This window comes from Ectothiorhodospiraceae bacterium BW-2 (assembly GCA_008375315.1).
Taxonomy (GTDB): Bacteria; Pseudomonadota; Gammaproteobacteria; order Thiohalomonadales; family Thiohalomonadaceae; genus BW-2.
Window position 1 is genome coordinate 3642565 of record CP032507.1, and the last position, 26272, is coordinate 3668836.

Here is a 26272-nt window from a genome sequence, read left to right on the forward strand (position 1 = left end):
TTAGGCCAGATAACGGAGGGCTAACACCCCCTCAATCGACTGTAACTGCTGCACGATCTCAGGCGGGATCGGCTGCTCCACATCGACCAAAGTATAGGCAAGATCGCCCCGTGAACGGTTGACCATATCGATAATGTTCAGCGATGCAGCCGCTAAGGCGGAGGATATCTGCCCTAGCATATTAGGCACATTACTATTCACAATGGCAATGCGATACCCCCCATCAACTCGCGGCATCTGTACCTCAGGGAAGTTAACCGAGTAGGTCACATTGCCATTTTCGAGATAGTCACGCACCTGCTCGGCTACCATAATAGCGCAGTTCTCCTCCGCCTCACGGGTCGAGGCACCTAGATGGGGTAGCGTGATGACTCGCTCATGCCGCTTTAGGAGATTACTAGGAAAGTCACAGACATAGCCATAGACTTTACCGCTCTTAATCGCTGCGGCAACCGCCACATCATCCACAATGCCGTTACGAGCAAAGTTGAGAATAATGACATTATCGCGCATTCGCGCCAGCCGTTCAGCGTTAATCAGATGTTGAGTCGCCTCAACTAGCGGCACATGAAAGGTGACAAAATCGACTCGGCTCAGCAGATCATCGACACTACCGGCCTGCTCAACGGTCGAGTCGAGCTTTAACGCCCCCTTAACGGTCAGACCGGGATCGTAGCCGATAACCCTCATCCCAAGAGCGATCGCGGCATTAGCTACCCGCACCCCAATCGCCCCTAAACCGACCACCCCTAATGTGCGTCCGGGGAGCTCGAAGCCGGCGAAACGCCTCTTACCCGCTTCGGTCTGCTTGTTAATGTCGCTATCCTCGCCCTCAAGTCCTCGGGCAAACTCCCACGCCGGCCCCAAGTTGCGACAGGCCATTAACATACCGGCTAACACCAGCTCTTTAACCGCATTGGCATTAGCACCCGGGGCGTTAAAGACGCAGATACCGCGTGCGCTCATCTTATCGAGCGGAATATTATTCACCCCAGCACCGGCCCGTCCGACCGCTTTAAGCGAGGCGGGAAGCGCCATATCGTGCATCTTAAAAGAGCGCAATAGGATCGCGTCGGGCTCATCGTGCTGATCGTCAATCAAATAGTTTCCAGCAGGAAAGCGCTCTAGGCCGACCGAAGAGATATTGTTCAGAGTCTGAATTTTAAACATCAGCACCGCTCTCCTAGCCGTGACGCTTTTCAAAATCGGCCATAAAATCGACCAGCGTCGCCACCCCTTCAAGCGGCATGGCATTGTAGATACTCGCCCGCATACCGCCTACCGAACGGTGCCCTTTAAGGGTTACCAAACCGGCGGCAGCGGCCTCGGAGAGAAAGCTTTTATCGAGCGCTGCATCGGCGAGCGTAAAGGGCACATTCATCCAAGAGCGGCTCTCTTTGGCCACCGGATTGGCATAAAAACCGGAGTTATCGATAGCGCCATAGAGCAGCTCAGCCTTACGCCGGTTCACTTCGGCCATCTTCTCCAACCCGCCGAGCTCTTTTAGCCACTCAAAGACCAGACCGGCTAGATACCAGCTATAGGTCGGCGGCGTGTTATACATCGATTCGTTATCGGCATGGGTCTGATAGTTCAACATCGCCGGCACTGCGGCATCTGCCTGACCTATCAGATCGTCGCGAATAATCACCAAGGTTAACCCCGCCGGGCCGATATTCTTCTGTGCACCGGCGTAGATAATGCCGTAGCGGCTCACATCGATAGGCCGCGAGAGGATAGTCGATGACATATCGGCCACTAGCGGTGCACTACTCTCGGGCAGGTAGGGGAACTCTACCCCACCAATGGTCTCATTCGGGGTGTAGTGGAGATAGGCGGCCCCCTCGGTCAACTCTAGCTCTGCCTGTGTCGGGGTGGTGCTAAAGTGGGTCGCCTCAGTGGTGGCGGCGATATTGACCGACCCTAAACGCTTCCCTTCGCCAATCGCCTTTTTTGACCAAGCACCGGTATGGATATAGTCGGCCGTCGCCCCCCCGCCCAACAGATTGAGCGGCACCATCGCAAACTGAGTCGAGGCCCCCCCCTGTAGAAAAAGGACTTTATAGTTAGTCGGAATCGCCATTAACTCGCGAATATCGGCCTCGGCTTTGGCCGCAATAGCCATAAACTCTTTACCACGATGGCTCATCTCCATGACCGACATGCCACTCCCCCCCCAATCGATTAGCTCCTGCTGCGCCCGTACCATGACGGCCTGGGGCAGCATCGCCGGCCCTGCACTAAAGTTATAGATCGTCACTGTTTTCTATCCCCTCACTTGTGGTTATCTCAGTCGCGGTGGCTGACTCTGGCAGCTCACCCTCCTCTTCATCCTCATCCCCGTTAGCGGCATCACTCTCGGCGATCCGCTCTAGGGCAATCAACTTTTCGCTATTGCCCAAATTGATCAGTTTAACCCCTTGGGTATTGCGTCCGACCACCGAAATCTCATCGACTCGAATACGGACTAAAGTACCACCGTTGGTAATAAACATCACCTCATCGCTGCTATCGACCAGCGTCGTGGCAATCACACGGCCATTGCGTTCTGAAGTCTGAATCGCAATCACCCCCTTAGTTGCCCGCCCCTTGGTCGGAAACTCCTCCAACACCGTACACTTACCGTAGCCATTTTCGGTCGCACTCAACACTAACAGACCTGGCTGAACGATAATCAGACCAACCACCTGCACCGCTTCAGGCAGCGCAATCCCCCTCACACCCCGACTGACCCGCCCCATGGAGCGAACATCGCCCTCTCTAAATCGTACCGCCTTACCTTCAGAGGAGAAGAGCATCACCTCCTGCTCACCATCGGTAATCGCCACGCCGACTAGCTGATCCCCCTCGACCAGTTCGATAGCAATAATACCGATAGAGCGCGGATTGGCAAAGGCCGACAGCGGGGTCTTTTTGACCGTACCATGTGCCGTTGCCATAAAGACGAACCGCTCCCCCTCATAGCCATCAATCGGCAAGAAAGCGGTAATGCGCTCCCCCTCCTGTAGGGAGAGCAGGTTGACGATCGGTCGTCCGCGAGAGTTGTGCCCCCCTTGTGGGATCTCATAGACTTTAAGCCAGTAGAGTCGGCCTAAAGAGGAGAAACAGAGGATGGTGTCATGGCTGTGGGCGACAAACATCTTATCGATAAAGTCATCATCTTTCGTCGCGGCGGCGCTGCGGCCGCGCCCCCCCCGTTTTTGAGCCCGATAGTCGGTGAGTGGCTGGGTTTTAGCGTACCCCTCATGCGACAGCGTCACCACTAAATCTTCGCGATTAATCAGATCTTCAATATTGACATCAAGCTGACTCGCCTGAATCTCAGTCCGGCGCTCATCGCCAAACTGCTCCCGAATCGCAATTAACTCCTCCCGAATCACCTCCATCAGACGCGATTCACTGCCGAGAATCTCTAACAGCTCCGCAATTCGCTCCAAAATCTGCCGATACTCGGCGACGATTCTATCCTGCTCCAGCCCAGTCAATCGGTGCAGTCTCAGATCGAGAATCGCCTGCGCCTGTACCGGAGAGAGGCGATAGCGCCCAGCCACCAGACCATAACTCTGATCCATCTCTTCCGGACGCGAGGCGGCAGCCCCTGCTCGTTCGAGCATATCGAGCACAACACCCGCCTCCCACAGCTGCGCTAATAGCTGCTCTTTCGCCTCCGAGGGGGTCGGAGCGGCCTTAATGAGCGCGATAATCGGGTCGATATTGGCCAGTGCGACCGCCAGCCCCTCCAGTATATGCGCCCGCTCTCGCGCCTTGCGTAGCTCATAGAGGGTTCGTCGGGTCACCACCTCCCGCCGATGGCTGATAAAGGCCTGTAGAATCTCTTTTAGCGTCAACAGTCGCGGCTGGCCATTATGGAGCGCTACCATGTTGATGCCAAACACACTCTGTAGCTGGGTATGCTTATAGAGGTGGTTGAGCACCACTTCGCTCATTTCACCCCGTTTGAGCTCAATGACCATCCGCATCCCCTCTTTATCCGACTCATCGCGCAGTTCGGATATCCCCTCTAACCGCTTCTCTTTCACCAGTTCGGCGATCTTCTCTAGCAGCTTCGCTTTATTGACCTGATAGGGGAGCTCAGTGACCACAATGCGCTCCCGACCACTCTCCATCGACTCAGTATGGTGACGGGCACGCACATAGATTCGGCCACGACCGGTGGTATAGGCCTCTTGAATCCCCTGTTTGCCATTAATAATCGCCGCCGTAGGGAAGTCTGGCCCGGGGATATGGCTCAGCAGCGTATTGATATCGATATCGGGAGTATCGATTAACGCTAACGCGCCATTAATCACCTCAGTCAGGTTGTGGGGCGGAATATTGGTCGCCATACCGACAGCGATACCGGCGGATCCATTCACAAGCAGATTAGGCAGCCGAGTCGGCAACACCTCCGGCTCCTGCTCCGACTCATCGTAGTTAGGGACAAAGTCAACCGTCTCTTTATCGATATCGGTCAGCAGCTCGTGGGCGATTTTGGCCATCCGCACTTCGGTATAACGCATCGCCGCAGCGTTATCGCCATCAATAGAGCCGAAGTTTCCCTGCCCATCGACCAGCATGTAGCGCAACGAAAACGGCTGCGCCATACGCACGATAGTGTCATAGACCGCCGTATCGCCGTGGGGGTGATACTTACCGATAACATCCCCCACCACCCGTGCCGACTTTTTGTAGGGCTTGTTCCAGTCGTTGCCTAGCTCCCGCATCGCAAACAGGACTCGCCGGTGAACCGGTTTCAGACCGTCACGAACATCGGGCAGCGCCCGACCGACGATAACACTCATGGCGTAATCGAGATACGATTGGCGCATCTCCTCTTCAATATTAATTGGCAGCGTTTCGGCAGCAGTATCGATCATCGGCTATCTCTAAAGACCATGTTGTTGTTATGTAGTCGGGCGACTAAAGCGGGCAGTGCAGTTAGAAGCTATTTGACTACCCGCAGATTGGCGCGTTTCGGTCTATCGCCCCCTTTATCTCCCCCCCCTTTCAGTAGCTGAGGGCGTGAATCCTCACTCTTTGGCGGGGGTTCATCATCACGACTATCTTCCCCAAACACCATGCCCTTGCCATTTTCGCGGGCGTAGATCGCCATCACCGATTCAACAGGGACATAGATGTGCATCGGCTTGCCACTGAAACGGGCATTTAGTTCAACTGCCTCATCGCCTAAATTGAGCTGATGCACCGCTTCTAGGCTGATATTGAGCACAATACGCCCCTGTTCGACAAATTTTCTCGGCACAACCACCCCATCACCATCCGCATCGATCAGGAGATAGGGGGTGAGGTTGTTATCGATAATCCAGTCGTAGAGGGCTCGCAACAGATAGGGGCGGCTGGATGTCATTAAATACTCCAATTACTCAGGTTGCATCTCTTTTTCGGCAGTGGTTAGGCTGGCGATAAAAGAGTCTCGTTCAAACATCCGTCTAGCATAACTTTGCAGCGCTGTGGTCTGTTTGGGCAGATTGACGCCCAACACCGGCAAGCGCCATAACAGCGGTACCAGACTACAATCGACCAGACTAAACTCCTCACTCATAAAGAAGGGCATCTGATCAAAAATGGGACTAACGGCAGTCAAGTTGTCTCGAATCTCCCGCCGAGCAACCGTTGCTTGGCGCTCACTGCCGGTAGTAATCGTCTGGTAGTGGCGATAGAGATCCTGCTCCACTCGATAGAACATCAATCGATTGGAGGCACGAGAGACCGGATCGACCGGCATTAACGGAGGGTGAGGATAGCGCTCCTCCAGATACTCCATAATCACTTGAGAACCATAGAGCACCAACTCGCGATCTACCAGAGTCGGGGTGTTGTTATAGGGGTTGAGTTGAATAAGATCTTCATTCTCCTCATCAGCAGCCACCGAGATATACTCGGCAGTCACTACCTTTTCAGCCATCACTAAACGAACACGATGGCTATAAATATCACTATCATCAGAAAAAAGAGTAATCATGGAATGGCGGTTGGCTATGACACCCATCAGTAGTAGAGCCCTGTTAACAGTCAACGGTAGCGATACCCGCTGGTATCGCTACCCCCATCGATAGCTGCGGCTAAAACCGCGCTATGGTATCACAAAAGAGAGTTAGCCTTAGTGAATATCGCGCCAGTACTCTTTTTTCAGCAGATAGCTGAGCACAAACAGTACCGCAAGAAAGAGCAGTACCCAGACCCCGATGCGTTGGCGCTCTAGCTGAATCGGCTCACCCATATAGACGAGGAAGTTAGTCAGATCACGGGCTGCCTGATCGTACTCTCCCGCAGTCATGGAGCCTTCACGCACCTGCTCAAAGCCCTTAAAGACCCGATGTCCATTCTCCATCTCAAAATTGGCCTTTTTAAACCCCTCTAGCTCCCATAACACATGCGGCATACCGACATCGGGGAAGACTAGATTGTTAACCCCAAAGGGGCGCTTTTCGTCGATATAGAAGGTGACAAAGTAGTTATAGAGCCAATCGGCACCACGAGAGCGAGCAATCACCGATAGATCGGGCGGCGGATTGCCGAACCAAGCCTTGGCATCATTGGGTGCCATGGCGATGCTCATCGTCTCGCCGATTTTATCACTCGCCAGCATCAGGTTACCTTCAACCTCTTTATCGGTCAGCCCCAGATCACGCCCCATACGGTTATAGCGCATATAGTTAGCCGAGTGGCAGCTCAAACAGTAGTTGATAAAGAGCTGCGCACCGCGCTGTAGTGAGGCGTTGTCACCGACATCGACATTCGCCGGCAGCAAAGGAATCGTGCTGCCAGCAGCGTGTAGCGCCAGCGGCATCCACGCTGCGACTAATAGTGTTATGACTCGGTTCATTATTCTGTCACCCTCTCCGGTACCGGTTTGGTTTTGTCTATTTTGCTATACCACGGCATAAGTATAAAAAACGCAAAATAGAGTGCGGTAAAGATTTGTGCTAACAAAGTTTTAAGGGGGGTCGATGACTGCATACCCAGCCACCCTAAGACCACGAATGAGATCACAAAGATCACCAGCCAAATTTTGAAAATCGGCCCTTTATAGCGCACCGATTTAACCGGACTTCTGTCGAGCCAAGGCAGCACAAACAGAATCGCAATCGCCCCAAACATCACCACCACCCCCGGAAACTGGGAGTCAAACATCGGCGGCACCGCCCGCAACATGGCGTAGAAGGGGGTAAAGTACCATACCGGTGCGATATGTTCTGGGGTTTTAAGCGGATTAGCCGGCTCAAAATTTGGATGTTCGATAAAGAGCCCACCCATCTCCGGCGCAAAGAAGACGATAGCGCAGAAGATAAACAGAAAGCCGACCACACCCATAATATCTTTCACCGTGTAGTAGGGGTGAAAGGGAATACCATCTTTGGGAATACCGTTCTCATCTTTGTTCTTCTTAATCTCGATACCATCGGGATTATTCGAACCGACCTTATGCAGCGCCACAATGTGAATAAAGACCAGCGCAGCGAGTACAAACGGCAACAGGAAGTGGAGCGCAAAGAAGCGGTTTAGGGTCGCATCGGAGATAACATAGTCGCCCCGCACCCAAATCGACAGCTCTTCACCGACCACCGGCACCGCAGCAAAGAGGTTGACAATCACCTGTGCACCCCAGTAAGACATCTGCCCCCAAGGCAGCAGATACCCCATAAAGGCGGTAGCCATCATCACCAGATAGATAACGACCCCGATAATCCACAACAGCTCGCGCGGATTGCGGTAGGAGCCATACATCAGGCCGCGGAACATATGCAGATAGATCACCGCAAAGAAGGCCGAAGCACCGGTAGAGTGCAGATAGCGCAGCAGCCAACCCCACTCGACATCACGCATGATATATTCGACCGAACCGAAAGCGAGCGTCGCATCGGGCTTATAGCTCATCGCCAGCCAGACGCCAGTGACGATCTGATTGACCAGCACCAACAGTGCTAACGATCCGAAAAAGTACCAAAAGTTGAAGTTCTTCGGGGCGTAGTATTTGGCTAGATGCTCCTCCCAGACCTGAGTCATGGGGTAGCGATCATCTATCCAATTGACCAGTTTTTTTGTCATGCTCATCGTTACGCTGCTCCTTGATCGATACCAATCATAATACGGCTATCACTCATGAAGTAGTGCGGCGGAATCACCAAATTGGTAGGCGCCGGCACACCGGAATAGACGCGACCGGCTAGATCGAACAGTGAGCCGTGACAGGGGCAGAAGAAGCCGCCGCGCCAATTCTCACCTAAATCGGTCGGCGCGATCTCGGGACGGTAGGTCGGTGAGCAACCGAGATGGGTACAGATACCGATGAGCACCACATACTCAGGCTTAATCGAGCGGATCGCATTTTGAGTATAGACAGGCTGTTGATTGACCTCAGAATCGGGATCGACCAGACGGTCATTGAGCGTCGGCAGATCCTTGAGGTTCTGCTCGGTTCGACGAACAATCCAGACCGGTTTACCCCGCCACTCTACCGTTACCATTTGACCCTGTTCCATTTTGCTCACATCCACCTCAACCGGTGCACCAGCAGCCTCTGCCCGCGCACTCGGCTGCATAGATAGGATGAAGGGAGCAGCAGCATAACCGGCTCCGACCGCACCGACCACAGTCGTAGCAGCGGTCAGAAAGCGGCGGCGGCCTCTATCAACGCCATCTGTACTCATTATACAGCCTCTTACATTAACACTCGTTACTAAACACAATAACAGCAAATACAAAATGTTGTGCTGTTCCAAACTACAACGCACCGGTCACGAATCGAGCTCTTTAGCAAATAAGGAGATTCTAAACCGGAAAAATACGGCGCATATTCTCGACCAATACCCCCTGATAAGTCAAGGTAAAATAGGAGAAATCATCACCGTTCAATAAGTTATGCAACCCTAGACCGGATTATCGCTATCGACAAATTGCACTGTTAAATCAAACTGCTGCGATAGACGCTCCCCCACCGCCTGCACGCCGTAGCGCTCAGTCGCGTGGTGACCGGCGGCTAGATAGGCGACCCCACTCTCCTGCGCCAGATAGAAACAGGGCTCCGAAACCTCGCCACTAATGAAACAATCAGCGCCCGCCTCAATCGCCGCCTGAAAGTAGCTCTGTGCCCCGCCACTGCACCAAGCGACCCGCTGCACCCCTCGCCCATCTCCTAGCAACACCTGCACTGCACGCCCTAAATCGTGGCCGATGCGGCTCGCCAGCGACGACAACGACACCGGCTCTGGTAGCTGTGCGACTGCCACCAGATCACCCTCGCCACAGTAGCTCACCGGCTCTAGCTGCCAGCGTCGCCCTAACTGAGCATTATTACCCAGCTCAGGATGGGCATCTAACGGCAGATGGTAGGCTAAAAGCGACATATCGTGCCGCAGTAACTGCTGTAGCCGCCGCTTTTTTACTCCCGTGATCACCGCCGCCTCGCCGCGCCAAAAGTAGCCGTGGTGGACTAAAATGGCATCGGCTCCCCTTGCAACAGCCGCCTCAATGAGGCTCAATGAGGCGCTCACGCCGGTCACCAAGCGCAACACCTCACCTCGCCCCTCGACCTGGAGGCCATTCGGGGCATAATCCTTAAACTGCGCCACACACAATAGCTGATCCAGATAACGACAGAGCTCACTCAAAAGCATTCGTCAACCTCCATTAGATATTGCAACCCTTGGCTAAACTTCGTACCATGGCGGCCAAGTTACCATGAAGCCTCAGGAATACCAAACTATGTCCAAAACCATCATGATTGTCGATGATAGTCGCGTCTCTCGTATGATGATTAAAGCCATTGTACAGCAGCGACACCCCGATTGGGCAATTCAGGAGGCAGATAACGGTGCCTCGGCCCTTGAGTGCGCTCAGGAGGCCAGCATCGATTTCTTTTCGGTTGATTATAACATGCCCGGCGATGATGGCCTGACGGTGATCGAAAAGCTTCGCGCACAGCACGCCGATAGCCGCTTTGCCCTGCTGACAGCCAATATCCAAGAGGCAGTCCGCTCCCGAGCCTACGAGCTGCAAGTGCTATGCGTCAATAAGCCGATTACCGAGACGAGTGTCGGCGAGATATTGGAGTATTTCGCTGATGAGTAAGGCGCTAGACTTTACCGAACTAGAACAGGATCTACTCGCCGAGATGTTTAACTTAGGCGTCGGTAGTGCCGCCGCCTCACTCAGTAAGATGGTGCATCAGGAGGTACTGCTCTCAGTCCCCCGAGTGGGGTTTATCCCCGAAGGGGAGGTTAACCTGCTTCTGCACACCTCGGGTCGCATCTGCGGTGTCTCACAGCAGCTCGATGGCCCTTTTCACGCTAACTCGATGCTCATCTTTCCCGAAGAGCATAGCCTGGAGGTAGTCGCACTCATGCTCGGTGATAGCTACTCCCGCGAGATGCTAATCGAACTACAACCGGAGGCGTTTGCCGAAATCGGCAATATTGTCCTCAATGCCTGTATCGGCTCCATTGCTAAAATGCTCAACACCCACTTCGATGTCAAACTGCCACAATTCAAACTCGGCAATGTCGATGAGCTGTTAGCGCATAGGCCCCACCAAAGCTCAGGCTATATCCTGCTAGTGACTATCGACATGCGGCTCAAGTCGAACGATGTGACCGGCTATCTAGCCTTTATTCTCGGCACCGATTCAATGGAGCTGTTACAGCAGCAACTCAAAAAGATATTGACCCACCTGTAGCCTCCTTGTCATGAGCTCTCGTTCGCTGCTGCCGCCCCATCAGCTCTGGTCGATTATTAATGCCATTCCTAGCGGGATTGTGATCGTTAACCAAGATTTGACCATCCTCTACTGGAACGAGTGGATCGAAAACTATAGCCAGCTCCCCCACAAACTGGTCCTCAACCAGTCGCTAGAGGCGGTCTTTCCGATGTTAGACGATAGCCACCTGCTACAGCGCATCGAAAGTGCGATTGAGTTTCAGCTACCGGTCTATGTCTCCCACATCTTCAGCCACTCACCGTTACCACTATTTAACGCTAACGGGGAGCCGATTGAGCAAGATTTTCTAATCCACCCGTTTCGGATCCACCACAAAGTCTATGCCCTAATTCAGATTAACGATGTCACCCCCTCGGCTCGGCGTGAGCAGCGGCTCGAAGAGGAGATTCGCCAAAAACGGGAGGCCGAGAGGCAGCTACTCGCCGAACGCAAGCTATTTATGTCCGGCCCGAGTGTGATGTTTAAATGGTCTAATGAGCCGCTATCGCCGGTACTCTATGTCTCCTCCAATGTTGAAACCCTATTCGGCCACTCACCACAGCAGCTCACCTCACGCCAACTTCTGTTTGAGCAGCTCATCCACCCCGACGATCTGCACCAAGTACAGAACAATACGACCGCACAGCTACTACTAGGCGCCAACAGCTTTGAGAAGGAGTATCGTCTGCTCTGCGCCGATGGCAGCTACCGCTGGGTGTTTGATCGCACCATTGTGGTACCGGAAGAGGAGAGCACCGATGTGGACTACTATCTCGGTTATCTCATCGATATTACCGCCCGCAAAGAGATTGAGCACCAAATTAGCCACATGGCGTTTCACGACGCCCTGACCAACCTGCCCAACCGCCGAATGCTACTCGAACAGCTACAGCACGAGTGCGCCCGTGCCCAGCGCAATCGCTACTACGGTGCCCTGCTCTATCTCGATCTCGATCGCTTTAAACTCATTAACGATACCCTCGGCCACGATGTCGGCGATGAGCTGCTAAAGGGTGTCGCCTCACGCTTAACTCAAACCATTCGCGGCGAGGATAGCGCCGCTAGAATGGGAGGCGATGAGTTTGTCGTCCTGCTCTCCAGACTCGATGTCAACCCGATCAGAGCGAGTGCCGATGCCAAAATTGTCGCGGCCAAACTGGTTACCGCGCTATCGCGCCCCTATCAGCTCTTAGGGCATCAAGTCGAGACCACCCCTAGTATTGGCATCACCCTCTATCCGGGTATTAACCAGCCATTGAGTGATGAGGAGCTACTGAAACAGGCCGATGATGCCATGTACCGCATCAAACACGGTGGCCGCTGCGGCTACGCCCTCTATGGCGAGGATCGGCTCTATCAGTGCGATGAATCGCTCATAGATGAGAGAGCCCCGCCCGCTAGGAGACTCTCCTAGCGGGCTCAGGGGGTGGGCTATTCGGCCAGCAGTTTAGCGTGTGCTGCCGCTAACCGCGCCACCGGGATCCGTGGCGCTGAACAGGAGACATAGTTCAACCCGGCACGATGGCAAAAGGCGATCGACTGCGGATGGCCGCCATGTTCGCCACAGATACTGACCGTCAGCTCCGGTTTAGTCTTACGACCCCACTCTACCGCTAACTGCATCAGCTTACCGACACCGTTCTCATCTAACACCTCAAACGGGTTGTCGTGCAGAATCTCGTTATCGTTATACATCGGTAAGAACTTATTCTCAGCATCCTCGCGTGAGAAGGAGAAGGTTGCCTGGGTCAGATCGTTAGTGCCGAAAGAGAAGAACTCCGCCTCCTCGGCCAGTTTATCGGCTCGCATACAGGCACGAACCACCTCAATCATGGTGCCGAAGCGGAACTTCAGTTTCAGCCCATATTTGGCCTCGACCTCAGTGCGAATCCGCTCGACATACAGCTTCACCCGCAGCAGCTCCTGCACGGTACAGACCTGCGGCACCATCATCTGTGGGCTCACCTCGATCCCCTTTTTGGCGCACTCCGCCTCGGCCTCCAGAATCGCCCGAATCTGCATTTGATAGATTTCAGGGAAGGTGATCCCAAGCCGCACCCCGCGATGGCCAAGCATCGGGTTGGTCTCAGAGAGCTGGCGCACTTTTCGTAGCATCTGCTCTTTGCGGGTAATCGTCTCCTCCACTAACTGGGTGCTAATCTGCTGTCGCATCTGCTGTACGCCGCCGGTCTCCATCGAACCGCCGAGCAGGTTGACGCTATTGGCTAGCACCTCGACACCATAGACCGAGCTTCTCAGATGGTAGAGCTTCTCTAAATCGTCTAGTAGCTGCCGTTCGGTCGGCAAGAACTCATGAATCGGTGGATCGAGCAGTCGAATCGTCACCGGCTTAGGTGCCATCGTCTCGAACAGCGCCTGAAAGTCGCTGCGCTGCATCGGCAGCAGCTTATCGAGCGCAGCCTGGCGCTGCTCCGGCGTCTCGGCCATAATCATCTCGACCACCACCGGCAGCCTATCCACGGCATTAAACATCCGCTCGGTACGGCAAAGGCCGATCCCCTGAGCGCCATAACGCAGCGCACGGCTCGCATCCTCTTCCGTATCGGCGTTGGCCATCACCTTGAGCGTTGCCGTCTCATCGGCCCACGCGAGCAGGATGCTTAGCTCATGGGTAAAGTCCGGCTCTACGGTCGGGATTTCGCCCAAATAGACATTGCCGCTAGTACCATCAATGGTAATCATATCCCCCTCTTTAATGACCCTCTCACCCACCGTCGCTTCACGGCGGGCGACATCGACGCTAATCCCCTCAGCCCCAGCCACACACGGCTTGCCCATTCCACGCGCCACTACTGCCGCATGAGAGGTCTTACCGCCACGGCTAGTTAAAATCCCCTCAGAGGCGAAAAAGCCGTGAATATCCTCCGGCTTCGTCTCTTCGCGCAGCAAAATCACCTTACGCCCCCCCTCCTTACCGATCAGTTCGGCGCGATCGGCGTCAAATACGGCAATACCGGCAGCCGCTCCGGGGGAGGCGGGTAGGCCATGCGCTAACGCCTCAGCCTTGTAGCGAGAATCGAGCCGTGGATAGAGCATCTGCTCTAAGTGTTGCGGATTAATGCGCAACAGCGCCTGTTCACGGCTAATAATCCCCTCCCGCTCCATCTCCACCGAGGTTCGCACCATCGCAGTCGCATTCATCTTACCGTTACGGGTCTGCAGGCAGTAGAGGGTGCCTCGTTCAATAGTAAACTCAAAATCCTGCACCTCTTTATAGTGCGATTCGAGCCGCTGCCGCAGTTCGGCTAACTGCCTAGCCATCTCCGGCATCTCATCGGTAAGCCTATCGATCGACTTAGGGGTACGAATACCGGCCACCACATCCTCCCCTTGGGCGTTGATTAGGTACTCGCCATAGAGCTTATTTTCGCCGGTGCCGGGGTTACGGGTAAAGGCGACCCCAGTGGCCGAGTCGTTACCACGGTTACCGAACACCATCGTACAGACATTGACCGCCGTACCATTGGCCATCTCGGGGGTGATATGAAACTGCTTGCGATAGTCAACCGCTCGCCGCCCCATCCAAGAGTTAAAGACCGCTTTAATGGCAATTTCGAGCTGCTCATAAGGGTCTGAAGGGAAGGGGCGACCGGTCTGCTCCAGCACCACCTGCAAAAAGGCCTCGGCAATCTCTTTGAGATCATCCGCCGAGAGGCCGACATCTTCAGTCACATGGGCGCGTTGCTTCACCTCCTCAAATTTAGTATCGAAGTGCTCATCGTCGATACCGAGCGCCACCTTACCAAAGAGCTGAATAAAGCGGCGATAGGCGTCATAACCGAAGCGGGGATCGCCGGTCTGGGCAATCTCTCCGGCGAGCGTCTCGCTATTTAACCCAAGGTTAAGAATCGTATCCATCATCCCCGGCATCGACATCGCCGAACCGGAGCGCACCGAGACAAGCAGTGGGTTATCGGGGTTCCCGAAGCCCTTGCCGGTCGCCTCTTCAACGGCGGCCATTTGCGCTCGCACCTCGTCCATTATCCCTGCGGGTAGCTGACGGCTCTCGCTAGCTAAATACTCTAGGCAGCTTTCGGTGGTAATCACAAACCCCGGCGGCACATTGAGTCCGATTTGGGTCATCTCACACAGATTAGCCCCTTTGCCCCCTAGTAACTTTTTGTTCTGCCCATCGCCTTCAGAGAAGGCATATACCCGTTTAGTTGTCATAAATCCCTCATTTGTTTAGGTTGGTTAGTCATTAATTCATCGCGTTGCGTTGCGTTGACAGTGACACTGCGGTAGATGAAGATACCACAGAGAGCTTGCCACGCACAGCTCGTATGCGTTGGTCGATAGGATTAGTGGCGGCAGCGATGTTTATCGGCGATTACCCCACCGCCTGAGAAGAGTGGGCGCTTCACTAAGCTATTGATCTGCCTTGCTGTGGCCTTTTTTCTTGTGACAGGCGTCACAAAATGGCACGAATTAATTGATTTCACGCAATTTTTGCTGTAGTGTCGCCCGACTACTTGTAGTTAATTAACCACCGAGCTGCGGCTCAACCAACTCAATTTTGTTAGGAGACGGCGATGCAAATGCAACAGATTCAAACCAGACAGGGCGGTTTCACCCTCATCGAACTGGTTATGGTAATCGTGATTTTGGGGATTTTGGCGGCTACGGCGCTGCCGAAGTTTGTGAATTTGAAGGGGGATGCGAGCCAAGCTGCCGTGGAGGGCGTAGCTGGAGCTCTTAGTTCAGCTTCGGCAACAAACTATGCATCCAGAACAATCACGACGAGCAATGGGGTCGCTATAGTTTCTTGTAGTGATGTTGCGGATGCATTACAGGGCGGTACTTTGCCATCGGGCTATAGCATTACCGACGCTGCGGTTACTGCAGGTGAGGTTGTTAATTGCACTGTTAACGGCCCCCAAAGCACCTCGGCCGCATTTACCGCTTACGGTATCAGCTAATATTGCTGAATACGGTCAGATTTACCATGTAACCCCGCCCGCTAAGGCGGGGTTCGTTTTTTATATTTTTGTATAGCGCTGAACTATGTCTGCAATTCACTCCATTTGTGACACCATTCTCAAGCGATTAACCAGCTTCTGCCCTCCTCCATCACAACGCCAGCACAAAAAAATTCGTTACCAAATAATCCAAACTCAATTAGAGGGGTTAGCTCAAGAACTTAATACCCAAATCTATGCAAGGCGCATAGGCTGGATAGGTCGCATAAAATTAATCTACCGCCTGCAAAAACAGCTTCATCAAAATCAATATGAGCCGGAACTTGTGCGCCGTTTAACGACTCTCTTTATCTTTGCTGCAGTTCAGCGACCCAACTCCTAACAGTAAATAATATGTAACCACTATGGGATGGTTATACTATTTGCTTGCTCAACTCCTACTGCGATATGACCAAAAAGCAGCAGCCCTAAGGGTATTGCGGGAGGCCGCTAATAAGCATCTTTGGCCACAATCGCTTACACTCTCTCTTCTCGGAAAACAACTTCTGCAACAAGGAGAGAGTCGTGAGGCTGCGTTGTGGCTACGGCAGGCCGTTCTTCACAAACCAAGTTTTGCTAACCGGCTCGCTCTAAGCTCGGCTCTGTTACTTGAAGGCGCACTCCATGAAGCCCAGCCGTTAATAATGCAATTGTGCGAACAGCAACCGAATAACCCCCGTCCACAACGCAATGCTGGCCTCTATTATGAATTACAGGGCGATATAGATACTGCTCGTCGCTACTACGAACAGATTATAATCCACCACCCTACCTACCTACCTGCTCAATTATCGCTAGGTATTGTAAAAAGAGATGAAGGTGACTTTAGTGGTGCCATATCTATTTTCCTTCAAATTATTAATCATGAGCCCAACAATATTCATTGTTTAATTAATTTAGCGGAAACCTACAAGTCAAATCACGACTATAATCAAGCAATCTACTTCTATAAAAAAGCTTTATTAATTCAACCAACTCAATATAACGCAAGAGTTGGTGTAATTCGCGCATTACTAGAAGTAAAGCATCCTGATGAGGCTATTAATTACGCCTATGATGCCAAAACTCTATTTCCAAATGATCCATTGATAGGATGCTTAGTCGGTGATACGCTACGAATGCGACATTTTTTTGATTTGGCTCAACAACAGTATCAAATTATTATTGAACAACACAGTTCTTTCACAAGAGCCTATGTGGCATTAGCACAGCTCTTACGAGATAGGCGTCAGTTCACAGTAGCTCTTAAAGTATTAGATGATGCTTTACAGCGAAGGCTTACCGATGACACATCTATACATGATTCTCGAGGACAAATCTTAACCGATATGGGCGAATTCGATGCAGCCCGCCAAGCATATCATGCCGCATTTGCTATTGCTCCGACAAATCCAACCATTGCATTCAATAAAGGCCTATGCGATCTATTGACAGGCCACTATCAAGAGGGTTGGCTAGGTTATCAACACCGTTTTGCTTCACATGCGGCAAGAGAGCGCAAAGCACCCGAATATTCCCTCTGGCAAGGTGAACCACTGGGCGGTCGCTATCTACTTATTTTGGCTGAACAGGGCATTGGTGATGAGATGATGTTTGCCTCCTGTTTTAACGATATTGCTCGAATCAGTGGCGCACGGCTGATTATCGAATGTGCGAAAAAATTAGCACCGATATTTGAACACTCGTTTCCCCAATATGCTATCTATGCTGCCAATCAGAAAGATGAGTATGGTTGGACAGAACAGTACGATATTGCTGCATGGATCATGCTCGGTGATCTACCTAGATTTTGCCGCAATCACCGTGAGTCTTTTCCTAACCATCAAGGCTATCTCTCCGTTGATGCTGAACGAGTATATTATTGGCAAGAGCGGCTTAATCAATTAGGACATGGTTTGAAAGTTGGTCTCTCTTGGGTCGGCGGAACCAAAGATACGCGGCGTAAATGGCGCTCCATTGCGCTCCATCGCTTAAAGACTCTGTTTAAAATCGATCATGTTCATTTTATCAGTCTGCAATATACCAATTGCCAGCCCGAAATTAATGCACTGAAGAGACGCTACGGTTATACTGTTCACCACTGGCAGGAGGCAATTGATGACTATAACGAAACTGCAGCCCTAGTCTCTGCACTCGATGTAGTGATTAGTGTACAGACCGCTGTTGTCCATTTGGCTGGCGCACTTGGCAAAGAAGCGTGGGTCATGGTTCGGGCTAACCCTGAGTGGCGGTACGGCCTAGAACCAGAGACAATTGCTTGGTATCCTTCAGTACGCCTATTTCGACAGAGCGATAAGGAGAATTGGGACAGCGTGATTCATTGTATAGCAGATGAATTGGTGAAAAATGGCTTACGGTAACTTCGCTACTTATGAAGAGGTGGCACTTAAATTTAAGATAAAATTTAGAGAGGAGTCGTTTATTAAACAAAAACCGCTTGTGGTTGACTCTGCGCTCTACCAATTTATTCATGATAATTTAACTACAAAGCGAAGTTACATTAGTGAAAATGCGATCTGTGAAGCGATTATCTATCCAATCTTAAGTATTGTTGCGAAGCATCACCAACTGCCACTCTGGTCGCATATCCGCTTAGATATCTCTGAAGAGGAGGGCTTGATGGGTGTGCCCGATTTTATTATTGCTCCGGCCTCTGATATTGGCACTACATTCCGCAATCCCATAGTCTGCATTGCAGAGGCAAAACGAGACAACTTTAATGAGGGTTGGGCTCAGGTATTAGCTGAGATGATTGCGGCACAGAAAATGAATCAAGACCCTTCATTGGGGATATTTGGTATCGTTACTACAGGCAATTTTTGGCAATTTGCTAAATTAGAAGAGAACATATTTACCATGGAAATCATCTCTTACTCAGCCTCTGAAGATCTACAGCAGCTATTTGATCTGCTGAATTGGCTGATTATGGTTGCCAAAAAAATTATTTTATAAATAGTAGATTAATGTTAATCAGTGAATCATATAAAGAAGAACAGAGAAAGCTGCACCAACAGCGAGAAGATTATGGTGTGGCATCTCTCTCGTATGCGCCATTAGTATCTCAAATTATAGACACTTATAAAGTGTCAGAACTTTTGGATTATGGTTGTGGTAAAGCTCGATTAAAAGATGCACTCATAACGGAAAGAAATATCTCATATATTGGTTATGATCCAGCTATTTCAACCATCGATAGCTTACCAAGTCCAGCAGAAATGGTCACTTGTATTGATGTATTAGAACATATTGAACCGTCATTGTTAAATGCAGTACTAGACGATTTGAAACGAGTTACACTTAAAGTTGCATTTATTACAATTCACACAGGTGCTGCAGTAAAAACACTATCAGATGGCAGAAATGCTCATTTAATTCAGCAGAACTATCAGTGGTGGCTACCTAAAATATGGAAAAGATTTCACATGATTAAATACGAAAAAACCAAAGGGGGATTTTATCTTATTCTACAACCAAAACCGGAACAAAATAGAAAAAATTTACTAGAGCGATTATACTATAAATTAGTTAACTAAAACGGCGCAAAAATCATGCTAAAAATAAATATTTTCATCGGCTTCGACCCCCGCGAAACGGTCGCCTACCATGTGCTCTGTCATAGTATTTTAGCCAGAAGTTCACAGCCGGTCTCGATAACACCGATCAGTTTGCGCCATGTTGGAGCGATATTTAGCCGAGAACGCAACCCACTGCAATCGACCGACTTCTCATTTACACGCTTTTTAACACCTTACCTCTCTGACTACCAAGGCTGGTCGATTTTTATCGATTGCGATATGTTGGTACTCGATGATATTGCTAAATTGTTGGCGTTGCGTGATCAGCGTTATGCAGTTCAAGTAGTTAAACATCAGCATATACCTAAAGAGGAGAGCAAATTTTTAGGCGCGGTTCAGACTAAATATGAGAAGAAAAACTGGTCGAGTGTGATATTGTTTAATAATGCAAAGTGTCACGCTTTAACCCCTGAATATGTGAATAGCGCTACAGGTTTAGAACTACATCAATTTAAGTGGCTTGAATCAGACGACTTAATTGGCGAAATTCCATATCAATGGAACCACCTTGTCGGTTATGATGCACCTAATCCCGATGCTTCACTAGTTCATTACACATTGGGTGGGCCTTATTTTGATGAATACCGTAACTGTGAATACAGTCAAGAGTGGTTCGCAGAACGAGAGCAGATGCTCTTTGCTGAACAACGTTAACTGATTATCTCTTTACAATATCACTATTGCATAGAGTACTCGTTAATATGAATCCCAAAAAACTATACGGCTTCAATGCCTATGATGAACACTTTAATCTTAAGGTACCAATCGCAATCCGCTTTGCAATTTTGTTCGGAATTAAAAATCTATTTCTTATCTTCCTCGCATTTAATCCTTCACAGCGGCTATCAGGTTCAGGGATAGGGCTATTTAAAGATATCGTTAACCCATGGATATTATTTTCGGATCTATTTGCGGCTATCGTCCTATTAAGCTGGATAAAACGCGATATCAAGGCAGGAGAATTGTGGCGTAAATTATGGCTCCACGGTCGAGAATTACTTTTAATTTCATATTTTTATCATATATTATATGTCTCATTTTTTTTGATAACCTCAACTCGGATTGATGAATCATTAGGCTGGTTTAGCTTGCTAATGGTATTAATTGATATTTTAGTAATACGCTATCTAATTATAAGCCCAATTGCCACAGATTTATTCCGAGATTTTCCAGCCAAAAATTAAAATAAAATAACCGGCCAATAGAAAATGACCCAATACCTAACTGCCGCCTATCACAGCAACAGAAAAGAGCAGTTTGAACAGCTACGCCAGCGCTGGGGAACTGAGTTTAATGAGGTGACCGGAGAGGTCACACTCCCCTAGTCACCCACCCAGCATGGATCTACTCTTTATTCTCAAAAAAATCATCGGCCACCTACTCATGCCGCTGCCACTACTATTGCTACTATTTGGTGCCGCACTGCTACTACTCTATAGCCGCTACTATCGATGGGGACGGCGCTTGACACTACTAGCAGTTTTAGTGCTACTACTGCTCTCCATTCCACCACTCACCCAGCCACTCATTAGCGCTTATGAACAGCGCTACCCGCCACTCAATCTCAATAAAGAGACAACCGCAGCCCAAGCGATTGTGATACTCGGCGGTGGCACAATTAGCACACCGGCAGGTGCCTCAGCACTAGCACAACTTAGCTCCGCCGCAAGCGCCCGATTAAGCGAAGGAGTACGACTCGCCCACCGCTACCCGACTCTCCCTCTTATTGTTACCGGCAGTGGCGTTTTTCATAATCTTAGCAATGCCGAACTCTACGCCTTAGCAGCACAAGAGTTGGGGCTTACAGCTAATCGCCTCATCCCCCTAACCAAACCCAACGATACCGAGGAGGAGGGGGAAGCGATTGCGGCACAAATAGGCCGAACAACCCCCTTCTATCTAGTCACTTCAGCCAGCCACATGCCACGAGCGATGCGCATTATGCAGCAGTTAGGACTGCAACCGATAGCCGCCCCTACCGACTATCTTCGTAGCCAAAAGCAGCTCTGGATAGACTATCTACCGACCGAAACAGCATGGGATGACATGCGCCGCTACTGGCACGAGCAGATCGGTATGCTCTGGTTAACCCTGCGAGGCGTAGATTAAATTCGCTGGTGGAGAAAAATAGCAACGATCCATCGCCGACGGCACGATCTGCTGCAATCCTTCGGGAAGGTTTTGAAACAAACACCCGCACGCAAATCCGCGTTCTTGTCATACGATCCTGACATATATGGGTAGCAACCATCCTGCCTTACGGTATATCATTCTCCGATTATCAACAACGACTCAACTTATAAAAATCGGGAACTAAGGGATGAAACTAGGTTTTCGTAATGCCATCGCGCTGCTATTTACCCTGCTTCTGGTCGCGACTGTGACCATTGTCACCCTAAATGGCTATCTTCAGGCCCGCAGCGGGGTACTCGATTTAAGCACTCGAGTCATTGACGGCGCCGTTAGCCGCATGGCGCTACGCACCAATGATATTATTCAGCAGGCGAATAACAGCCTTGAACTGCTAGCATTGGCACTACAACAGCACGATTTAGTGTCACAGCAGCAGACGATTCTACCGCTACTATGGCGAATTAATAACCAATCCCCCCTCTACCAATCAGTCTATCTATCTGATAATCAAGGTAATTTCCTACAGGCGCGAAAACACCCCAAACCTGCCACTCGCTTTAACCCCTTTAGCCAAGGGGGGGATGAGCTGTGGATCTATCGTGACGAACACTATCAACCCCTAGCCCATATCACTAAACCACGCGGCTACAATCCGCTTGAACGGCCGTGGTACCAAAACACCGGCAACGAAGTACGCCCCTACTGGAGCGATATCTATCTCTACTCTTCAACTAAAGAGCCGGGGATTACCGTCTCCTGGCCAGTGCTGAACTCACAAGGTGAGCGACACGCCGTCGTCGCTATCGATATCAGTCTGACTAGTCTGAATCGTTTTGTCGGCGAAGTCTCCTTTGGTGAAGATGCGATACTGCTTATTGTCAACACCAACGATGAGGTGATCGCCCACCCAGAACAGCTCCCGCTCGCGGCTAATCGAGAGACGAGTCGTCTGCTACAGATAGACGATCTGACGCAGCCGTGGCTACAGGCCGCTTGGCAGAAGATGAAACAGCAGCTAATTATTGACGATGGCTATAGTCAGCAACCCGACGACTTCTTACAAACCGAGGCGGGGCGCTTCTTTATTCATGCCAAACAGATCACCTACGGCTTTGATAACGAGTGGTATCTGTTCCTAAAAACCTAAGCAAAGTTGCTCATGGCGGTTTTTGGTAATTCGCTCTCCGTTGATAACACCCTTGCGGGCGAGCAACTGGAGTCCTGGTTGAGCAGTCCCAACCGGATGGCCGGTCAACACCGGCAACATGGGCAGTTTCAGCCATCGAAACCCAGCTTGCGCCATAAAAATTGCCTCGACATTCATCCTGAACAGAGAACAACCTTGCGATTCGACTTCGACTCTAACCATGGCACGCAAAACTTTCGCGCTTGTAGATAACCTATCTACGGTGGAAAATTCTAATGACAAATAAATAAAAAATCAAGAACTGTTTTTTGCTCCTCTTTGTCGTCCCCGATTATGAGGTGATGAATAGCGTCAATCGCGGCCTCTACACCTCAATGATGCTCTCGCTGATTATGCTGATTATCGCTCTCATTTCGATTCAGCTCATCGCCCGCCGCCTCACCAAACCGCTAGGGCAGCTAGTCACTAACGCCCGCCTCCTCTCCCGATTTCGCTTTCATGAGCTACAACCGATCTCCAGCCCCTTCACCGAATTTCAGCGACTCGATGAGAGTATGCAGCAGATGAAATGGGGTCTTGATAGCTTTCAGCGCTATGTTCCGACCCAGCTAGTACGCCAGCTACTAGATCAACAGCAGCCGATAAGCCCCGGCGGTGAACTGACACCGGTGGTGCTGTTTAGCTCTGATATTAACGGCTTTCGCCAACTCACAGAACAGATGACACCACAGCAGAAGGTACTCTATCTCTCCCACTATCAGAGCGAGCTAATTCAAACACTGCGCCATAACGGTGCCACCATCGATAAGTTTATCGGTGATCGCCTACTCGCCTTCTGGGGGGCGCCGGAGCGAAGTGATAACGATATCTACCTCGCTTGTCAGGGGGCGCTCGACTCACTCCAGGCGATAACGCTGCTTAACCGCGATCTACGCCGCAATCATCTACCGACGATGCAGATCCGTATCGCCCTCCACTTTGATCACTGTATCGCCGGCAACTTTGGCTCTGAGGAGCGCCTCTTCTACTCCATCTTAGGTGACGGCGTCGAGCTGTGCCACTGGCTAGAAAAACTCAACAAACGCTACCAGAGTAAGATTATTGTGAGTGAGTCGGTCTATCAACGGATCGCAACCGACTTCAGCTTCCGCTGGCTTGATCGGTTAACGGGGCCAGATGGCCAGAACTATACCCTCTATGAGTTGATGGCACGGGTCGATGAGGGGGATACTAGTCAGCGGCAGGAGTTTATCAGCCGCTTTGAACGGGCGCTGCGTACCGATTTAGAGGATAACGATCCAGAGGCAGCACGACAGCAGTTTAAGGAGCTGGCACAACACTACCCCCACGATGGGGCAACAGCGTGGCACCTACAGCGATTGGAGCAACACCACTCATGAGCTATATCGACAATGATAGATTGATAGACGAGGCGCTACAGCGCTTTGACACCATTCAGCGCCTACAGAACGATGGCGCTACTGAACTATCGGGACGGGTCACCTTTATCTATCGCGCCACCTTTATCGGTTTCGGCTTGGTGGTCGCAGCCCTCTTCTTTATGGTGCTGGTGATGACGACCCAAATGAGCCACATGACCAAAGTGATTACCATTATGAACACCCACTTTACCCAAATGAACCGCGATATGAACCAAATGCTCACCGCCATGGAGCAGATGGATAACCATGTTGAGAGCATGGCGGCGATTGTCCGCCGCATCGACACCATGAACAGCAGCGTCGGCCAGATGAGTGGCGATATGACGACAATGAACCACACCATGCAGCGACTCGATAGCGATATTGGCCAGCTTAGCAGCGCCGTTACCGATATGCGCTACTCATTTCAGCTAATGGATAACAGCATGGGAGTCATGACTCATGATGTGAACAGAATGTCGCAACCGATGCGGCTATTTAACCAGTTCAGCCCATTTCAGTAGGAGAGTTGTTGTGGCAAACCGAGATAATCTGGAGACGATCGTCAACCACCTACGCCAGACTGAAGAGGATATCCGCCAAGATCAGGCTCAGCAGCAGCGGCGGGTTCAGCGCACCAACCGCATGATACAGCTACTGTTTGGCCTTATCGGCTCAATTGCACTGGTTAATCTCTACTTTGTCGGCGATCTCGCGCAGGAGGTTCAGATCATTATTCGCAGCATGACCAAAATGTACACCCAGTTTGGTGAGATGAGCGAACGGATGAGCGGTATGCGCCACCATGTTGACAGCATGAGTGACAATATCGCCTTCATGCCGATCATGGTAGAGCAGATGGAGATGATGAGTCATAAAATGGGATCGATGGAGCACGATGTCAGCGCAATGCGGCAGAGCGTCACCGAGATGGGGGGCAATGTTGCAACGATGCGGGGGGATATCGGCACCATGAACGCTCTATTTCGCAGTGTTAACAGCAAAATGGACCTAATGCGCCATCGCGTAGGTGAAATGTCACGGGTAGTGCCGTAGCCACGCTATCCTGCTCGTTTGTAAAAGATATCTTAATGAAAATGATCCACACCTCAGATTGGCATTTAGGCCGCTCCCTACCACCCCACTCTCAGCTAGCCGTAGCTCACTCTCTGGGCCGGGTGTACAAAGAAGATAAAAACATAGGCATGATCCATTCCGGATGAAAATGTTTTCAATGCCCGAACGGCTTTCGGTCATCCCCGGCATATAGAGGCGAGGGCGTCGGAGGGGGCGTCGGGGCGGGTTTCTACAGTCAACACCAGATGCTCGGATGTAATTTATCCAATTCCCATTGGGCAGGATTGTTTTGGATATATTCCCTGAGATGATTCAATTCCATTTCGTTGCGGATGATATGTTCCCAATAATTGCGTTGCCATAATTTTGTACCCGGGGTTTGGCGCGATTCGTTAATGCGTCGGGATGAAAATGTTTTTAACGCCCGAATGATTTCCGGTAATCCATGGCGTGTAGGGGCGAGGGGCAGCAGGACAGAGGGGGCAAGTTTGAAACCCGCCTCCACAGAACCCGTCAATAGAATAATGCAGTGAAAATGATTGGGCATCACCACCCATTCATCCAATTCAATATGCGGATAGTGGCTGGGCAATGCATCCCATGTCATCTGCAATATTTTTCCTGCATCATTCAATTGCATTTCACCATTTGAAATTTCCCCAAATAGACACTCCCGATTTTGGGTGCAGATAGTTACGAAATAGGCTCCGGCCTGAGAATAATCATACCACTTCAACCTAATAGAGCGACGATGATGAATCTCTGGATTATATTTCATTATCCCACCTCCCCGCTAACCCGACGAAACCACCCGAAACCCGCCGATCCAACAAAACCCGAACCCTACAAAACCCAACCGCATCAAACCCATTATCGATGACATATTCCTCGGCGTGTAGGGGCGGGTTTCAAACCCGCCCCTACGAAACCCGAAACCCACCTAACCCGACGAAACCACCCGAAACCCGCCGATCCAACAAAACCCGAACCCTACAAAACCCAACCGCATCAAACCCATTATCAATGACATGTTCCCCGGCGTATAGGGGCGGGTTTCAAACCCGCCCCTACGAAACCCGAAACCCACCTAACCCGACGAAACCACCCGAAACCCGCCGATCCAACAAAACCCAAATCCTACAAAACCCAACCGCATCAAACCCATTATCAATGAGATGTTCCTCGGCGTGTAGGGGCGGGTTTCAAACCCGCCCCTACGAAAC

General features: G+C 51.0%; 25 protein-coding genes. 13 read left to right on the forward strand and 12 right to left on the reverse strand.

The features are described from left to right. The 9 genes from D5085_17080 to D5085_17120 form a co-directional block, all read right to left on the reverse strand. Complete coding sequence (locus tag D5085_17080; GenBank protein QEP44697.1) at window positions 1–1170, reverse strand: 3-phosphoglycerate dehydrogenase; 1170 nt, start codon at window positions 1168–1170, stop codon at window positions 1–3. 13 nt (window positions 1171–1183) lie between these two features. Further along, window positions 1184–2227: a 3-phosphoserine/phosphohydroxythreonine transaminase gene (gene serC, locus D5085_17085; GenBank protein ID QEP45209.1), complete on the reverse strand. Its 1044-nt coding sequence runs from the start codon at window positions 2225–2227 to the stop codon at window positions 1184–1186. Between the two features lie 19 nt (window positions 2228–2246). Further along, the gene (gyrA, locus tag D5085_17090) at window positions 2247–4877 is read right to left on the reverse strand and encodes a DNA gyrase subunit A (protein QEP44698.1); all 2631 of its coding nucleotides are present in this window, start codon (window positions 4875–4877) and stop codon (window positions 2247–2249) included. Between the two features lie 68 nt (window positions 4878–4945). Beyond that, the gene (locus tag D5085_17095; protein ID QEP44699.1) at window positions 4946–5368 is read right to left on the reverse strand and encodes a ClpXP protease specificity-enhancing factor; all 423 of its coding nucleotides are present in this window, start codon (window positions 5366–5368) and stop codon (window positions 4946–4948) included. A 12-nt stretch (window positions 5369–5380) separates the two neighbouring features. After that, the gene (gene sspA, locus D5085_17100; protein QEP44700.1) at window positions 5381–6010 is read right to left on the reverse strand and encodes a stringent starvation protein A; all 630 of its coding nucleotides are present in this window, start codon (window positions 6008–6010) and stop codon (window positions 5381–5383) included. 111 nt (window positions 6011–6121) lie between these two features. Beyond that, entirely contained in the window at window positions 6122–6847 is a 726-nt protein-coding gene (locus tag D5085_17105; protein ID QEP44701.1) for a cytochrome c1, read from the reverse strand. Beyond that, window positions 6847–8076, reverse strand: coding sequence for a cytochrome b (locus tag D5085_17110; protein ID QEP44702.1), 1230 nt, complete (start codon window positions 8074–8076; stop codon window positions 6847–6849). Before D5085_17110 ends, D5085_17105 begins: the two co-directional genes overlap by 1 nt. Window positions 8077–8078: 2 nt before the next feature. Continuing rightward, on the reverse strand, window positions 8079–8672 hold the full coding sequence (petA, locus tag D5085_17115) for a ubiquinol-cytochrome c reductase iron-sulfur subunit (GenBank protein ID QEP44703.1): 594 nt from the start codon (window positions 8670–8672) through the stop codon (window positions 8079–8081). A 219-nt stretch (window positions 8673–8891) separates the two neighbouring features. Then, window positions 8892–9638 (reverse strand): Nif3-like dinuclear metal center hexameric protein, encoded by a 747-nt coding sequence (locus D5085_17120; GenBank protein QEP44704.1) that lies wholly within the window; start codon window positions 9636–9638, stop codon window positions 8892–8894. An 88-nt stretch (window positions 9639–9726) separates the two neighbouring features. Between D5085_17120 and D5085_17125 the strand changes: the two genes are divergently transcribed. The 3 genes from D5085_17125 to D5085_17135 are packed head-to-tail and all read left to right on the forward strand — an operon-like array spanning window position 9727 to window position 12131. Continuing rightward, entirely contained in the window at window positions 9727–10092 is a 366-nt protein-coding gene (locus D5085_17125; GenBank protein ID QEP44705.1) for a response regulator, read from the forward strand. Next, on the forward strand, window positions 10085–10696 hold the full coding sequence (locus tag D5085_17130; GenBank protein ID QEP44706.1) for a chemotaxis protein CheC: 612 nt from the start codon (window positions 10085–10087) through the stop codon (window positions 10694–10696). Before D5085_17125 ends, D5085_17130 begins: the two co-directional genes overlap by 8 nt. A 10-nt stretch (window positions 10697–10706) precedes the next feature. Then, window positions 10707–12131 carry a diguanylate cyclase gene (locus D5085_17135; GenBank protein ID QEP44707.1) on the forward strand — a complete coding sequence of 475 codons (1425 nt, stop codon included), beginning with the start codon at window positions 10707–10709 and terminating at the stop codon, window positions 12129–12131. Window positions 12132–12148: 17 nt separating this feature from the next. Here the strand turns inward: D5085_17135 and D5085_17140 are convergent, their stop codons facing one another. Further along, window positions 12149–14908: a pyruvate, phosphate dikinase gene (locus D5085_17140; protein ID QEP44708.1), complete on the reverse strand. Its 2760-nt coding sequence runs from the start codon at window positions 14906–14908 to the stop codon at window positions 12149–12151. Window positions 14909–15276: 368 nt separating this feature from the next. Here D5085_17140 and D5085_17145 point away from each other — a divergent pair, with 368 nt between their 5' ends. The 7 genes from D5085_17145 to D5085_17175 all read left to right on the forward strand — a co-directional run bounded on the left by D5085_17145 (window position 15277) and on the right by D5085_17175 (window position 22551). Beyond that, window positions 15277–15657, forward strand: coding sequence for a type II secretion system protein (locus tag D5085_17145; protein ID QEP45210.1), 381 nt, complete (start codon window positions 15277–15279; stop codon window positions 15655–15657). 404 nt (window positions 15658–16061) lie between these two features. Next, on the forward strand, window positions 16062–18056 hold the full coding sequence (locus D5085_17150; GenBank protein QEP44709.1) for a hypothetical protein: 1995 nt from the start codon (window positions 16062–16064) through the stop codon (window positions 18054–18056). Continuing rightward, on the forward strand, window positions 18043–18648 hold the full coding sequence (locus tag D5085_17155) for a hypothetical protein (protein ID QEP44710.1): 606 nt from the start codon (window positions 18043–18045) through the stop codon (window positions 18646–18648). The genes D5085_17150 and D5085_17155 overlap by 14 nt, the downstream gene beginning before the upstream one ends. 596 nt (window positions 18649–19244) lie before the next feature. Beyond that, window positions 19245–19925, forward strand: a complete 681-nt coding sequence (locus D5085_17160) for a glycosyltransferase (protein ID QEP44711.1) — start codon at window positions 19245–19247, stop codon at window positions 19923–19925. A 47-nt stretch (window positions 19926–19972) separates the two neighbouring features. Then, entirely contained in the window at window positions 19973–20455 is a 483-nt protein-coding gene (locus D5085_17165) for a DUF2919 family protein (GenBank protein ID QEP44712.1), read from the forward strand. A gap of 154 nt (window positions 20456–20609) precedes the next feature. Further along, a complete protein-coding gene (locus D5085_17170; GenBank protein QEP44713.1) occupies window positions 20610–21380 on the forward strand; it encodes an envelope biogenesis factor ElyC in 771 nt (256 codons plus the stop codon). Between the two features lie 211 nt (window positions 21381–21591). Further along, window positions 21592–22551, forward strand: coding sequence for a hypothetical protein (locus D5085_17175; GenBank protein ID QEP44714.1), 960 nt, complete (start codon window positions 21592–21594; stop codon window positions 22549–22551). On the opposite strand, the gene D5085_17180 is transcribed toward D5085_17175, so the two are convergent. Continuing rightward, window positions 22540–22773 (reverse strand): hypothetical protein, encoded by a 234-nt coding sequence (locus D5085_17180; protein QEP45211.1) that lies wholly within the window; start codon window positions 22771–22773, stop codon window positions 22540–22542. The two genes, D5085_17175 and D5085_17180, sit on opposite strands and share 12 nt — an antisense overlap. A 119-nt stretch (window positions 22774–22892) precedes the next feature. Here D5085_17180 and D5085_17185 point away from each other — a divergent pair, with 119 nt between their 5' ends. Genes D5085_17185 through D5085_17195 form a run of 3 tightly spaced genes read left to right on the forward strand, consistent with a single transcriptional unit; the run spans window position 22893 to window position 25028 of the window. Continuing rightward, window positions 22893–23951 carry an adenylate/guanylate cyclase domain-containing protein gene (locus D5085_17185; GenBank protein ID QEP44715.1) on the forward strand — a complete coding sequence of 353 codons (1059 nt, stop codon included), beginning with the start codon at window positions 22893–22895 and terminating at the stop codon, window positions 23949–23951. Beyond that, window positions 23948–24496 (forward strand): hypothetical protein, encoded by a 549-nt coding sequence (locus D5085_17190; GenBank protein QEP44716.1) that lies wholly within the window; start codon window positions 23948–23950, stop codon window positions 24494–24496. The genes D5085_17185 and D5085_17190 overlap by 4 nt, the downstream gene beginning before the upstream one ends. Before the next feature lie 10 nt (window positions 24497–24506). Then, window positions 24507–25028 carry a hypothetical protein gene (locus tag D5085_17195; GenBank protein ID QEP44717.1) on the forward strand — a complete coding sequence of 174 codons (522 nt, stop codon included), beginning with the start codon at window positions 24507–24509 and terminating at the stop codon, window positions 25026–25028. 256 nt (window positions 25029–25284) lie between these two features. Here the strand turns inward: D5085_17195 and D5085_17200 are convergent, their stop codons facing one another. Further along, a complete protein-coding gene (locus tag D5085_17200; protein ID QEP44718.1) occupies window positions 25285–25827 on the reverse strand; it encodes a transposase in 543 nt (180 codons plus the stop codon). Window positions 25828–26272 lie beyond the last annotated feature (445 nt).

What these genes read in the sequence shown, in the direction of transcription:
- D5085_17175 (QEP44714.1), top strand. Translation starts at nt 21,592, where the DNA reads ATGAAACTAGGTTTTCGTAATGCCATCGCGCTGCTATTTACCCTGCTT.
- petA (QEP44703.1), bottom strand. Translation starts at nt 8,672, where the DNA reads ATGAGTACAGATGGCGTTGATAGAGGCCGCCGCCGCTTTCTGACCGCT.
- D5085_17095 (QEP44699.1), bottom strand. Translation starts at nt 5,368, where the DNA reads ATGACATCCAGCCGCCCCTATCTGTTGCGAGCCCTCTACGACTGGATT.
- D5085_17140 (QEP44708.1), bottom strand. Translation starts at nt 14,908, where the DNA reads ATGACAACTAAACGGGTATATGCCTTCTCTGAAGGCGATGGGCAGAAC.
- D5085_17130 (QEP44706.1), top strand. Translation starts at nt 10,085, where the DNA reads ATGAGTAAGGCGCTAGACTTTACCGAACTAGAACAGGATCTACTCGCC.
- D5085_17170 (QEP44713.1), top strand. Translation starts at nt 20,610, where the DNA reads ATGGATCTACTCTTTATTCTCAAAAAAATCATCGGCCACCTACTCATG.
- D5085_17105 (QEP44701.1), bottom strand. Translation starts at nt 6,847, where the DNA reads ATGAACCGAGTCATAACACTATTAGTCGCAGCGTGGATGCCGCTGGCG.
- D5085_17190 (QEP44716.1), top strand. Translation starts at nt 23,948, where the DNA reads ATGAGCTATATCGACAATGATAGATTGATAGACGAGGCGCTACAGCGC.
- D5085_17165 (QEP44712.1), top strand. Translation starts at nt 19,973, where the DNA reads ATGAATCCCAAAAAACTATACGGCTTCAATGCCTATGATGAACACTTT.
- serC (QEP45209.1), bottom strand. Translation starts at nt 2,227, where the DNA reads ATGCTGCCCCAGGCCGTCATGGTACGGGCGCAGCAGGAGCTAATCGAT.
- D5085_17145 (QEP45210.1), top strand. Translation starts at nt 15,277, where the DNA reads ATGCAACAGATTCAAACCAGACAGGGCGGTTTCACCCTCATCGAACTG.
- D5085_17110 (QEP44702.1), bottom strand. Translation starts at nt 8,076, where the DNA reads ATGAGCATGACAAAAAAACTGGTCAATTGGATAGATGATCGCTACCCC.
- D5085_17120 (QEP44704.1), bottom strand. Translation starts at nt 9,638, where the DNA reads ATGCTTTTGAGTGAGCTCTGTCGTTATCTGGATCAGCTATTGTGTGTG.
- D5085_17080 (QEP44697.1), bottom strand. Translation starts at nt 1,170, where the DNA reads ATGTTTAAAATTCAGACTCTGAACAATATCTCTTCGGTCGGCCTAGAG.
- D5085_17135 (QEP44707.1), top strand. Translation starts at nt 10,707, where the DNA reads ATGAGCTCTCGTTCGCTGCTGCCGCCCCATCAGCTCTGGTCGATTATT.
- D5085_17200 (QEP44718.1), bottom strand. Translation starts at nt 25,827, where the DNA reads ATGAAATATAATCCAGAGATTCATCATCGTCGCTCTATTAGGTTGAAG.
- D5085_17180 (QEP45211.1), bottom strand. Translation starts at nt 22,773, where the DNA reads ATGGTTAGAGTCGAAGTCGAATCGCAAGGTTGTTCTCTGTTCAGGATG.
- D5085_17160 (QEP44711.1), top strand. Translation starts at nt 19,245, where the DNA reads ATGCTAAAAATAAATATTTTCATCGGCTTCGACCCCCGCGAAACGGTC.
- D5085_17150 (QEP44709.1), top strand. Translation starts at nt 16,062, where the DNA reads ATGGGATGGTTATACTATTTGCTTGCTCAACTCCTACTGCGATATGAC.
- sspA (QEP44700.1), bottom strand. Translation starts at nt 6,010, where the DNA reads ATGGGTGTCATAGCCAACCGCCATTCCATGATTACTCTTTTTTCTGAT.
- D5085_17185 (QEP44715.1), top strand. Translation starts at nt 22,893, where the DNA reads ATGAATAGCGTCAATCGCGGCCTCTACACCTCAATGATGCTCTCGCTG.
- D5085_17155 (QEP44710.1), top strand. Translation starts at nt 18,043, where the DNA reads ATGGCTTACGGTAACTTCGCTACTTATGAAGAGGTGGCACTTAAATTT.
- D5085_17125 (QEP44705.1), top strand. Translation starts at nt 9,727, where the DNA reads ATGTCCAAAACCATCATGATTGTCGATGATAGTCGCGTCTCTCGTATG.
- gyrA (QEP44698.1), bottom strand. Translation starts at nt 4,877, where the DNA reads ATGATCGATACTGCTGCCGAAACGCTGCCAATTAATATTGAAGAGGAG.